The following is an 11,564-nucleotide window of genomic DNA, read 5'->3' as shown; positions in this document are numbered from 1 at the left end:
TTTGGATTATACAAATTTAAGGGCTTCACACGTGAAGAATGGGGTATTGCCGCCTGTCTTCTCATCCTCCTTGCAAGTATTGTATTCCTTCCGTATCCGGAAGAATATTACTTTGCATTTTGCATGGCGAGCGTCACGTCCCTCTATTTGCAACCTATCGAGATGATCACTACAAAATCTCGAGGTGTTGTTGATATAAAACTTCTTGCTATCGGTGTCGTTGGCAATATTGTTTGGTTGTTGTATGCGAATCATATGCAGGACCCAGTACTTATTTCAGTTCTACCTCTATTCCTACTTGGATACACCATAACAACGTTTTGCTATGTATTTTTGCCTAGCAAAAAGCTTTTGGAAGCCCGCACATAAGTGCGGTTTTTTTATTCTCGAAAAATAAAAGACCCCGTTTGGTATTGGGGTCAGTGCAACCCGGGATGTGAATGTGTTTCGAAGGGACAATCGAGAAGATTTCTGAATCCATAGGGAGTAAGATCGATAAGATCATAGGCAACCCATACCCACCCTGCCTGATCTACAGCAAATGTCCTCCACAACCACAGAACCTGCCCCGCCAGAAAGGCACCTCTACTTGATTCATACGGCGAATCAGTTTGGAAAAGTCCTGCTTCATCGGCGCGTACAAATCCAAGTGAACGCAATATGTCGGAAAAATATTCACTATCGTTTAGTAGCATCGCGCAACACCATTGAAAGAAGCATTTTCTCCGGTTTCCTTGAAATGTTTTTCAATCATATCCATTCCAAAACAGAGACGCTTGCGCACATCTTCCATGACACGATCTTCGTATATCAAGTTTCTGCACATATAGTGATAGGCTCCATCATCCCATTCCAGATAATCAAAGCACATGGATGCTACGTCATCAGGAACAACATAGACACGAAAAAGCCGAGAGTCCCGAGGTAGAGCTTCAATCATCTTCATTACATCTTGAACAAGATTTTTTGCAGGTGCGGGCCACTGTGACCAGGGTATGAAGAAATTTCGCTCACCGCCTTTTTTGAGCACTGCCAGAAGTTCGGCGCAAGCGTTAGCATCGCCAAGAAGTTCGGCTATTGCTACATCGCTCATCGCCCATACGCGCGAGGGAGCATCTTTCTTGCCGCCTCTGCCAAAAAGTCCTGGCATAGTACCTGCATTCTCTGCCCGTGATTTACGCATTGCAATCAAAAGAACGTGTGTTCATGCGTTCTAGTATGCCGCTTGTATTGGAAATGTCAACTTGCGCGATCAATCCTTTTTTGATATACTTATCATACGATTTATTCAACATAACAATATATGTATGGCACGATTTGGACCAGGTGGAACTGCGGAAAAAGCGGCACCACCAGCCGTGGAGGCGGCAAAATCTCAAGAAGCAAAAGCAGAAAGCAAGGAAAAATCATTAAGTGATGTTGGACGCGAACGAGCAGAACGCGCGCAGGCAACCGTTTCTAAAGGAGTAGAAGCTGTTAAAGGTGCGGTAGGTAAAGGATTATCATTTCTAAAGGAAAAGGGCATGGCTCTTCTCGCCATAGATGTTGCTGCTGCCCGCGCAGGCAAAGCTACAGGAGAATTTATCAAGAAAGATGCGGCAAAAACGCTTGAACGAGCTCAAGCTGCTGGCCAAAAAGCGGCAGAAGTAGGAAAAGCTGCCGCAGGAGCAGTTAAAGAAGACTGGGATCAAACAAAAGGAGATATCAAGGCTGTAGGGGCTGCTGCGAAAGCCGGCGCGGAAAGTGCAGGGAGATTTGCAGTCGGCGTTGGCAAAGGCGCAGTTGAAGCAGGTAAAACTGCAGTAGAAGTAGGGATCATTGCTGGCGCAGTCGGGGCTGAAGTTGGAAAATTTGCAGCCCGCAAAGCCGGGGAAGGCGTAGAGGCGGCCGCAGGATTTGCCGCAAAAAAAATTGAACAAACAATGGATGGTGCGCAAAAAAGGTATGAGGCCATTTCGGGAGCGCTCTCACGCCTTGAACAGCAAACGCGCACTAACATCGCAGGAGCTCGCGATCGCTTTAATGGTAAAATTAACTCAATGCGTGAACAAGCCCTCAATAGTGCCGTTGATGCTATTAATAAAGGTATTGAAGCACAACAGAATCTGCAAACAGCAATAGATCAGGGACGCAAAGCAGCTGGCGTTAAGATGTTTGAGTTTATTAAAAGACACAATGAACAAAAGCTTGATGCACTTCAGGCAAAGTTTGAGAAGGCACAACGGAAAGTGTCACTAAGTAATAACATGATTGAATTATTGTCTCGATAACCCTATGAATACCATCGAAGAATTGGTTTCGCTTATCAACCAGCATGAAGGGTTCTCTCAAGAAGAAAAAAGCACATGGGTTACCCGCCTTCAACAGGAAGGGTTAACAGATACACTTAAAGAAGAATTAAAACAGCTTCTTCAGCAAAAAGTTGACGCAGAATACAATGAACTCGGTATTGAACTTGATGAAAAAAGCAGTGAATATGCCGAAGCGCATAAGGCGATGGTGGCAGATATTGATGCAGCGGAAACGACGTTCAAAAAAGAGGCGAAAGACCTCAAAACACAGTCTGATGAAATTCAAAAAAGTACTTCAAAAGACATGGATATTGCCATGGCAGATGCAGCGCGACAGTCCATTAGCGGTACGCTCTAGCTTCTCTTACGTAAGTTGCGACCGGGCTTGTTGAATATGTTGTTCGGCATTCTTTTTGTCCGTATCGACTGCACTAGAATGCGCCTCATGCTCAAGCACTTCTTCTCCTTCACGATATTCACTTCCAATTTTTTTTAGCTCGTCATAATAACCAGCCATAAGCTCTTTATAGAATGATGATTCTTCTGTAATTCCGAGTGTTGTAAGGAGTATTCCAACTCGTAGCCGGATATCATTCAATGTGTCTTGAAGTAATTCTTTATTCAATCCTTCTTTTTTCATTCGATCGCTCCATTGTGAAATTTCACTCTGATTGAAGAGTCCGCTTGATTGTAGTTGCGTTGTAAGTGTTTCTATATTCATAAAAATTCTATGCAGCCTGTTGCTGTTCACTGTTTTTCTGTTGCTGAACACGCGCATATCCTTCTTCTCTGCGAGCTCGCGCAATATCTTGGATTCTTTTCCACTTTACTTGATAGTTTTCCATGCTTTCATCATGAAAATGTTCTGAGAGATCCTCACCGCGTGAAAGAGGAACATTCATTGATTCTTCAGTAAAGTAATTCGCGTCGTTTAAAGCTTTTCTGTTTTCCGGTGAATCACCTGCCACCCAAGCCTTTCCTCCTCGATCAACAAACACAATGACACCTCCCTCGGCGTTCATACGCCCCTTGTATGCTTGAAGGTCTTTATCGCTAAAAAATGTTTGCTGTTCATTCTTATAGCCTCCTGCCCGCCGAAATGTTACGGAATCAGAAACGGGTACTCGCATGGTAAAGGGGATTTTTTCTTCGAGAAGAACGCGTTCCAGTTCACTACGTCCGCCCTCTGTCTTTTGCGAAACATCTCCGCTTTTAATCATTGTATTCAATGAAGCAACGAGTTCAATGCCTTTTTGCAGTACTTGCTTTTGCTCTTCAGGACTCTTTGCTTCAAATGACTTTTGCATATCAATAAGCGCTTGTTCTGTTTTTGTTCCTGTTTCTGCCCCTTTTTGCGACCGCGCTTTTACACTCTCTGCTAATGCGGTCATGCGCCCCTTAACATCTTCTACTTTCTTAATCATTGTTTCAAAAAGACCTTTTGCTTTTTCTACAAACGTTGGGGATTTTTCCCTAAAGCGATTTCGTGCAGAGGAATTGCTTTCGGTCATCCGCTGTGTAAGCTTATCTGCAGCACTATGCACTCGATCAAAAGTTACATTTTCTTTAGTTACCAAGGCTTTTTCGACAACCGCCCTACTCTCTGTATCAAGTTTTTGTTGTTGTTGTTCTATTTTCGGTTGCGGCATAGTTCTGTAAGTATATCACATCTTTCATACACGCTGCGTGTTTGGGCGGATGAAAAACAGCAAAAGACTAATAAGAATAAATAAAATGGTAGTAAACAATGCTGATACAACACAGTACTGGCACCATGAATGAAGCACAAATCCCTGAAGATAGACAAGCCATGCTGAAAAAGAAAACGCTCCGGCTATGAGCGCAGCAGTGAGGCGCACAAAGAGTACGTTAGCCGTTTCTCGATACAACAAAAATCCAAAAAAAACAGCTATATAGTACAGTGTACCCAGAGATGCGATAGGAATAGGTCCAATCATTGAATAAGCGCTTGTTGTGACCACATCGCATCCATTGAGAATGGTACAGGGAAGCGGAATGTCGATATAGTGGTGGACGGTCAAATACAGCGCGTCGATAAATCCAAAAAACGCCACAGCACAGCCGGCGACAATAAGACTATGTTCCTTCGCTGAGAGCTTTGTCGATTGTCTGTTTGAATTCATCATACGATCGAGGGCTGTCAATCTTTACGCCATTCAAAAAAAATGTTGGCGTACCTTGAATGCCGGAGCGGTTTCCGCTTTTTTGGTCGGCATCAATTTTACCTTGCACATCGGAGCTGTTCAAATCTTTTTCAAACTGCGCTCGGTCAAGCTTCAGTTGGTCTGCATAGGAAAGAAGTGTGTCTTTGACATTTGCAGCTTCAGGCCATTCGGTTTGATGCTCAAAAAGCAGATCGTGCATTTCATAAAACTTCCCTTGCTTACCGGCAGCTTCAGCTGCTTGGGCAGCCAGCAGAGCGTGTTTATGAATTTGCACCAATGGAAAATTCCGATATACCGTCTGAATACGATTGCCGTATTCGCCATCCAACTGCTTGAGAAGCGGGTAATATGCGCCGCACGCCGGACACTGAAAATCGCTGTATTCCACAAGCGTAATACGTGACATCGGATTGCCACGCACATGATCTTGAGCTGTAATGCTTTCAGATAATGCTGTTGAATTTTTGTCAGAATCAACCTCGCTCTTTTTTTGACTTGCAATAGCAAGACCCGCTACGACTGCAATGGTAACAACAAAAATACCCATCCATATACCGATTGTTACAAGCGAGTTATTTTTTTCTCTTTTTGACATAGAAGCAGCTTTTGTCTACACTAGTTGATCTCATGATCCTATTATATTTTTCGATGCTATGCAAGTATCTGGACGCAAATTTGGCACTATAAGCATGTTTATTGCACTTGTTTTCAATCCCGGGTATGTACTGCATATGCTCCAGCAGCCAGCACATGCACAACACAAACTCGCCGCACCAATCTCTCAGACTGAGAGTTTCCCTATTATTCTCTACCATCATATCCGCCCCATTACATCGGATATGTCCCAACTTGCACAAGGGCTTTCGGTAACACCGGATGCATTTGAAGCTCAGCTTCTTTATCTCAAATCCAGTGGATACCAAAGCATGCGACTTAGCGATTTTGCTACAAACCTTTCTCATGGGAAGATGCCTGACAAGTATTCATTTGCGCTCACATTTGATGACGGCTACCAAGATTTTTATACGTATGCATGGCCCCTTCTCAAACGTTACGGATTTCATGCAACGCTTTTTGTCATTATCAATCGTGTCGGTACTCCTGATTACGTTACGTGGGACCAAATCAAAGAGCTTAATAGAAGCGGACTTGTTGCAATAGAATCGCATACGCTCAACCATCCCATGCTCGGCAAACTCCCTTCCAACAAAGCAAGATATGAAATTGAACAAAGTAAGAGCATATTAGAGCAAAAGCTTGGACACCCGATCTCGATATTCTGCTATCCATATGGAAATTACACACCAGAAATTGCCACTTTGGTGCAACAAGCTGGCTATACTGCGGCTGTCTCTACAAAGGGTGGGGTTCTTCATTCGCGGCATTCATTATTTGAACTTCGTCGAATGAGGCTTTCAACATCGGATACCGGCTCAGTACTCAAGCGAAAAATCAGTTATCTTTTTGGTCAAAAAACCCCTTGACAGTTTATGGGTCTCGTGATAGACTCCCCTAGTACTCTCAAAGGCAGCGCGCCTGAAAAGAGTCATTGTACATTAGGGGGAGATAGAATAGATGTGTGATTCCTTTTTCGCTTTTCCGAGACGGCCTACGTCAAGAATTAAGTCGGGAAAGGTCGGGAGGGTCACGCACTCAATTCTTTTCTCCTACCACGCACGCTCAAGACACTTTGCGAATCGATGCGGACAGGGGGTTCGCAGGGATTACGATCCCAGTCCCGCGGTGGATATCGGCACATCACAAAGTGGAGCGGTAGGAAAGAGAAAGGGGGCTCGAGGTGGGCGTTGTCTGATCGCATGCCGAGGTTAGCGACACCCTAGTTAATCTACTCGAGACATAGTAACCTTGTGGCGGCACGCCTAGCCATAGCTGTATCATCCGGATTGCAACGCTTGCGTCCATAAAAGAGATTAAATCTCAATACAGCGACCATGCATAGGCAAAGCCGCCTTTTTTTATTTTCCTAATTCTTTGAAAGCATGGTTAAAAAGAATACGCATTGTTTGAGCAATGACTTCGCTTTCAATAACAACAAGTGGTAATTTCCCAACGCACGACAAAAAAGCTACTTTATTGTTATATACAAGAATATCTGCTTTAAATCCTGCATCGTCTTTAGGCAAAAAACATCGTTGCGCATCGACAATTTCTCCTTCGGTTTCTCCTGAAATAATTCCCTTACCCGAAATACCGGCTTTCTTCATTCGCCTGCGCTGTTCAATAAGATCTTCGGAGCGTAAAATATTTTTTATACTATCCAAATCTGTGATTTCATAAAACACCTTGGGTTTTGAAGTTATTAAATCTTCAAGAATGGTGAATATTCCCTCCTTCCCCTCATACAATTTCACCACCGGACGATCTCCCGATTGCTTGAGTTTGAGCTCGGGCATAACGCGCTCCAAATCTCTAAGACGCTCTTCCATTTCAAGATCATGCCGCCGTGAATACGCGAGTAATTTCTCCGGATCTTCGGATACGTAGTAACGCTTCTTTCCTTTGATAAGGCTCGACATGAGTCCCCGTGCTGTCAATGAATCAATAACAACATAGGTTGCCTGACGAGATAGCTTTGTCATTTTCGTTAATTCAATAACTGTTGCAGGGCCATGCTCAAGACTTGCCAAATATGTCTTAACCTCGCTACCCACAAACCCAAGCCCTTTCAATATGGCGTATATGTCGTTTTCATTCATAAAAAGTGTTTAAAAATGAATGGTATCCTCTCTGTATACCTAGGGGCATCACGCTATAAGTCTAGCATATAAATGCTTTAAAGCAAGCGGTTTTGAGATGATGCGCCGCGCCCAATGCCAAGATGTTCATAGGCGGCATCGGTTGCAAGCCTACCTCGTGATGTCCGCTGCAGCAATCCCAGCTGCATTAAAAACGGCTCATACACATCTTCGATGGTCTCCATTTCCTCGGAAAGCGATGCCGCAATAGTATTCAACCCTACGGGGCCGCCTCCGAATTTTTCAATAATCGTCACGAGAATCTTTCGGTCAAGCGCATCAAGTCCGCAATGGTCTATGCCGAGCGATTCGAGCGCATGTCTCGAGATGGCTGCATCAATAGTGCCGTTTCCTTTCACTTGCGCATAATCGCGTACGCGCTTGAGAAGGCGATTTGCAACACGGGGAATCCCGCGCGCGCGAGATGCGGTCATGTCTGCGCCTTCATCATCAAGGGCTATGTCTAAAATCTGCGCGGAACGAATGAGTATTTTTTTAATTTCCTGCATCGTATAAAAATTCAGATGGAGCGCATTACCAAACCGGTCACGTAATGGCGCAGACAGCATACTCACGCGCGTGGTTGCTCCCACAAGCGTGAATCGCGGAACATTCAACCGCACAGTGCGCGCCGCAGGGCCTTTACCTAAAATAATATCAAATGCAAAATCTTCCATTGCAGGATACAAGCTCTCGGCAATGGTTTTGGGTAAGCGATGAATTTCGTCAATGAACAAAATATCTCCATCGGACAGATTGGTAAGAATAGCGGCCAAATCACCCGTCCTCTCAAGCGCCGGACCCGATGTCACGCGAATACCAGCTTCCATTTCTTTAGCGATGATGTGCGCCAATGTTGTCTTCCCCAATCCCGGAGGTCCGGAAAGAAGCACATGTTCAAGTGGCTCGCCGCGCTGCTTCGCCGCCTGCAAAAATACACCGAGGCTTTCTTTGATTTGTTCCTGGCCAATGTATTCGTCAAGCGAACAGGGACGAAGCTGCATGTCAAAATGCGCTTCATCAGAACCCTGTTCTTCTGGCAGGGAAAGATTGGGTATTTCGTCGTACATAGAATATAGTTCAACCTAGCACAGGAGCACGCCTCCAGCAATCCCTTGGGAGAGAAAACCTAATCATCGATATGCTGTATGTCAATCCAAATAGCTTTTGGAGGAATAAGCTTTTTCACACGCTCTGCCCATTCAATAACAGTAATACCATCATGCCGTCCAATATATTCATCGGCGGCTATCGCATAAAGCTCGGCAGAGGAAGTGAGTCGGTATGCATCAATATGACAGAGATGTCGTATGCCACCCATCCGAGCTTCCCTGTTTCGCACTGAATAGATTTTCATTATAACAAACGTGGGGCTCGCAACTCGCTCGCGCACGCCAAGCTCTTGTGCAAGGAGTTGTGTAAATGTTGTTTTTCCGGCTCCCAACTCCCCCTGCAAAGCGATAACATCTCCTCCATGAAGATGAATAGCTATCTCGTGAACTATGCGGGCGATTTGCTTAAGCGTGACAGCAGTATGTGTAATCACTTTTTTTCCTGCTCGCAAGATAATGGTTCTCTTGTCCATAGCATTAGCGAATCAGCTCCCATTGGGGCATCGCATCAAGTGTGCTCCATGCCGTGTACTCCTTTTTTCTTGCATGAAAATATCCAGCCATTGCAATCATTGCGGCATTATCCGTACAATACTTTAAGTCAGGGTATGAAAAAGTAGTTTTTGGAAGCGATGAATGTACCGCGTCCTGCATGCGAGAGCGCAAGTGCGCATTTGCCACAACACCACCACCCAACAAAATCGTCTTCGCCGATGTTTTGCGCGCAGCCGCGATTGTTTTGGCAACAAGTACATCAATTACTGCTTGTTGAAACGATGCGGCCACATCAGCGCGCGCCTGTCGATTAAACTTTTTTTCTTTTTTGAGTTTTTCGGTCAAATAAAGTACTGCTGTCTTGAGTCCGCTAAAACTGAATTCATAATTACCATTCTCAATCATGGGACGCGGCAGGGAAAAACGCGAAGGATCGCCCTCAGAAGAAAGTTGGTCAATGGCAGGACCGCCCGGATACTGCAAACCCAGAAGCGAAGCAGCCTTGTCGTAACATTCCCCGGCAGCATCATCTCTCGTTGCTCCAAGTAATGCATACTTCCCATGCCCCTTCATAGAAATAAGCTCGGTATGCCCGCCTGAAACAATAAGAACAACGGCAGGGAATATTTTTTGTGCACGCTTTTGCCATAGTTCCGGTTTTAAAAAATTTGCATACAAGTGTCCCTCGATATGATTAACGCCAACCAGGGGCACGCCCCACAAATACGAAAGGGCTTTCGCAGTATGGACTCCTACAAGAAGGGACGTAATGAGACCGGGGCCTGCCGTCACTGCTATTACATCAGGAATCTTTTTCCCAACAGCTTCCTTGATAACAGGCATTACTGCCGCAATGTGGTTGCGCGCGGCAACTTCCGGAACAACGCCACCATACTGAGCATGAATAGCCACCTGGGAGGCAACTACATTTGAAAGAACCCGAAAGCTGCCCTTTTCAAAACGAATAAGAGAGCCTGCTGTTTCATCCGCAGAGGATTCAATACCAAGAATAGTCAGACGCATAGTATGGCACAGAATACCACATTTTCATCAATATGAAAAGCCTTTTTTCTTATAACCATACGATGTGTAAAGGAAACCATTGACAAAATAGGGTTTTTGTGCTATACTTGCTTTCACGTGAAGATACCTACCGTTCGTCCCCAAGGATCAGTGGCTGCTGGAAATGGAAACTAGAGTGTTGGCGTAAAAACCGATATCTCCGAATTGAAGCTTCCGCCGCAGTCCAGTTTAATTGGTTCACCGACGGTAAGGGTCGTTATCGTTAGTGGCTGGGAGTCTGTGTAATTGCGCTGTCACTGAACAGCAAAAGAGCATAGGCACCCAGCCCAAAAATCTCAAGGGAAAGGAGACATACCATGCGATTATGACGCCGGCAGAGCCGCGCCATCTCCCCCCATCCCCTGGCCCCAAAAGCCGCCAAATACCTGAACCCGACCAAATATCGTAAGTGTTCAGATAGGCAGCTCGCGGGGCTTTTTTTATTCCGAAAAGAAAGGATAAGCAATACACACGTACTTGCACTAATCGTATCAATATGATACGATTAACTTATATAAATGATACGAATATGGAAAAAATAGCAAAAAAATACCAGGAAGTTATCAATATTTTTCTCCGAAATGAGCGGATGAGTTCTTCTGATATCCATAATGAACTTAAAAAAAACGGACATGATATTTCTTTAGTTACTGTCAAAAGAATGGTATCCGAAATGGCAGAGACCGGGCTTCTTAAGGTAACTGGTGCCGGGCGCTCTACGCAGTATGCGATCATGTCTCCTGCTCGCCTTTTTTCCGAGATTGATGCTCGCCAATATATTGCGCTTGACCCTGATAAGCGGTATGGATTGAGCGGCTATAATTTTGATCTCTTCCATTCCATGCCATCTGACATTTTCACGAATGAAGAACTTCAGAGGCTTGAGGCGGTAAGTGCCGAATATGGCAAAGGGATCATTGGACTGCCGCAAACTCTCCAAAAAAAAGAACTCGAGCGACTTATCGTTGAACTCTCGTGGAAATCTTCTAAAATTGAGGGTAATACCTATACGCTCCTTGATACAGAGAAGTTGCTCTTGGAAAATAAAGAAGCGCCAGGTCACAACAAACAAGAGGCTCATATGATCCTTAATCATAAGGATGCCTTTCTTTTTATTTGGAATAATCCCACGCACTTCAAAACATTGACACGAACGAATCTGGAGGAGCTGCACGCACTTCTTGTGAAGGATCTGGATGTCGACGCTGGGGTGCGGACCCATGCAGTTGGTATCACAGGATCACGATACCGTCCACTTGATAATGCTCATCAAATCAACGATGCCATAGAAAGTCTTATAAGGGCAGCATCGTACATGCAAACACCCTATGCCCGAGGCTTGATAGCCCTCCTCGGGATAAGTTATATTCAGCCGTTTCATGATGGCAATAAGCGTACGGGTCGTCTCATGGCAAATGCTTTGCTACTCGCGAATTCATGTACACCGCCTTCCTACAGAAGCGTTGATGAAGATGAATACCGTGAAGCGACACTTGTTTTTTATGAATTAAATTCTATTATGCCGATGAAAAACATATTCATCAGCCAGTACGAATTCGCGGTGCAGAATTATGCAGTAAAAAAGAACCCTTAACGATCTTGATATTCAATATTAAAATTTCATTATTTACTATACTATTGGAACACCCAATTTGTCATTTA

Annotated in this window: 15 protein-coding genes; 5 read left to right on the top strand and 10 right to left on the bottom strand. The window is 44.6% G+C overall.

The features are described 5' to 3' along the window. A partial coding sequence (locus AAB400_05070) for a hypothetical protein (protein MEK7649249.1) occupies positions 1 to 369 on the top strand: 369 nt, incomplete at its 5' end. Positions 370 to 419: 50 nt separating this feature from the next. Here the strand turns inward: AAB400_05070 and AAB400_05065 are convergent. Further along, the gene (locus AAB400_05065; protein ID MEK7649248.1) at positions 420 to 695 is read right to left on the bottom strand and encodes a hypothetical protein; all 276 of its coding nucleotides are present in this window, start codon (positions 693 to 695) and stop codon (positions 420 to 422) included. Beyond that, positions 686 to 1,150: a hypothetical protein gene (locus tag AAB400_05060; protein MEK7649247.1), complete on the bottom strand. Its 465-nt coding sequence runs from the start codon at positions 1,148 to 1,150 to the stop codon at positions 686 to 688. The genes AAB400_05065 and AAB400_05060 overlap by 10 nt, the downstream gene beginning before the upstream one ends. A 157-nt stretch (positions 1,151 to 1,307) precedes the next feature. Here AAB400_05060 and AAB400_05055 point away from each other — a divergent pair, with 157 nt between their 5' ends. Both AAB400_05055 and AAB400_05050 read left to right on the top strand, forming a co-directional pair. After that, a complete protein-coding gene (locus AAB400_05055) occupies positions 1,308 to 2,270 on the top strand; it encodes a hypothetical protein (GenBank protein MEK7649246.1) in 963 nt (320 codons plus the stop codon). 4 nt (positions 2,271 to 2,274) lie between these two features. Further along, positions 2,275 to 2,649, top strand: coding sequence for a hypothetical protein (locus AAB400_05050; protein ID MEK7649245.1), 375 nt, complete (start codon positions 2,275 to 2,277; stop codon positions 2,647 to 2,649). Positions 2,650 to 2,655: 6 nt separating this feature from the next. On the opposite strand, the gene AAB400_05045 is transcribed toward AAB400_05050, so the two are convergent. From AAB400_05045 to AAB400_05030, 4 genes are read right to left on the bottom strand one after another with little or no spacing between them, the layout of a single operon-like run. Continuing rightward, on the bottom strand, positions 2,656 to 3,012 hold the full coding sequence (locus AAB400_05045; protein ID MEK7649244.1) for a hypothetical protein: 357 nt from the start codon (positions 3,010 to 3,012) through the stop codon (positions 2,656 to 2,658). Positions 3,013 to 3,019: 7 nt separating this feature from the next. After that, complete coding sequence (locus tag AAB400_05040; protein MEK7649243.1) at positions 3,020 to 3,940, bottom strand: hypothetical protein; 921 nt, start codon at positions 3,938 to 3,940, stop codon at positions 3,020 to 3,022. Between the two features lie 24 nt (positions 3,941 to 3,964). Continuing rightward, positions 3,965 to 4,438, bottom strand: a complete 474-nt coding sequence (locus tag AAB400_05035) for a vitamin K epoxide reductase family protein (protein ID MEK7649242.1) — start codon at positions 4,436 to 4,438, stop codon at positions 3,965 to 3,967. Then, positions 4,389 to 5,072: a thioredoxin domain-containing protein gene (locus AAB400_05030; protein MEK7649241.1), complete on the bottom strand. Its 684-nt coding sequence runs from the start codon at positions 5,070 to 5,072 to the stop codon at positions 4,389 to 4,391. The genes AAB400_05035 and AAB400_05030 overlap by 50 nt, the downstream gene beginning before the upstream one ends. Before the next feature lie 58 nt (positions 5,073 to 5,130). On the opposite strand from AAB400_05030, the gene AAB400_05025 reads away from it, so the two are divergent. Beyond that, the gene (locus tag AAB400_05025; GenBank protein MEK7649240.1) at positions 5,131 to 5,961 is read left to right on the top strand and encodes a polysaccharide deacetylase family protein; all 831 of its coding nucleotides are present in this window, start codon (positions 5,131 to 5,133) and stop codon (positions 5,959 to 5,961) included. Between the two features lie 492 nt (positions 5,962 to 6,453). Here AAB400_05025 and AAB400_05020 read toward each other — a convergent pair whose 3' ends face one another. From AAB400_05020 to tsaD, 4 genes are all read right to left on the bottom strand, one after another. Next, complete coding sequence (locus AAB400_05020; protein ID MEK7649239.1) at positions 6,454 to 7,194, bottom strand: helix-turn-helix domain-containing protein; 741 nt, start codon at positions 7,192 to 7,194, stop codon at positions 6,454 to 6,456. A gap of 77 nt (positions 7,195 to 7,271) precedes the next feature. After that, positions 7,272 to 8,303 carry a Holliday junction branch migration DNA helicase RuvB gene (gene ruvB / locus AAB400_05015; GenBank protein MEK7649238.1) on the bottom strand — a complete coding sequence of 344 codons (1,032 nt, stop codon included), beginning with the start codon at positions 8,301 to 8,303 and terminating at the stop codon, positions 7,272 to 7,274. A 59-nt stretch (positions 8,304 to 8,362) separates the two neighbouring features. Beyond that, positions 8,363 to 8,818, bottom strand: a complete 456-nt coding sequence (gene tsaE / locus AAB400_05010) for a tRNA (adenosine(37)-N6)-threonylcarbamoyltransferase complex ATPase subunit type 1 TsaE (protein ID MEK7649237.1) — start codon at positions 8,816 to 8,818, stop codon at positions 8,363 to 8,365. Between the two features lie 4 nt (positions 8,819 to 8,822). Next, entirely contained in the window at positions 8,823 to 9,863 is a 1,041-nt protein-coding gene (tsaD, locus tag AAB400_05005; protein MEK7649236.1) for a tRNA (adenosine(37)-N6)-threonylcarbamoyltransferase complex transferase subunit TsaD, read from the bottom strand. Positions 9,864 to 10,431: 568 nt separating this feature from the next. On the opposite strand from tsaD, the gene AAB400_05000 reads away from it, so the two are divergent. Beyond that, entirely contained in the window at positions 10,432 to 11,496 is a 1,065-nt protein-coding gene (locus tag AAB400_05000) for a Fic family protein (GenBank protein MEK7649235.1), read from the top strand. Positions 11,497 to 11,564: the final 68 nt, after the last annotated feature.

It is taken from the genome of Patescibacteria group bacterium, from assembly GCA_038065255.1.
In the GTDB taxonomy this organism is placed as follows: domain Bacteria; phylum Patescibacteriota; class Patescibacteriia; order JACQRZ01; family JACQRZ01; genus JBBTRI01.
Note: the sequence above shows the minus strand (reverse complement) of the source record. Positions and strands in the feature narration are given on the sequence as shown.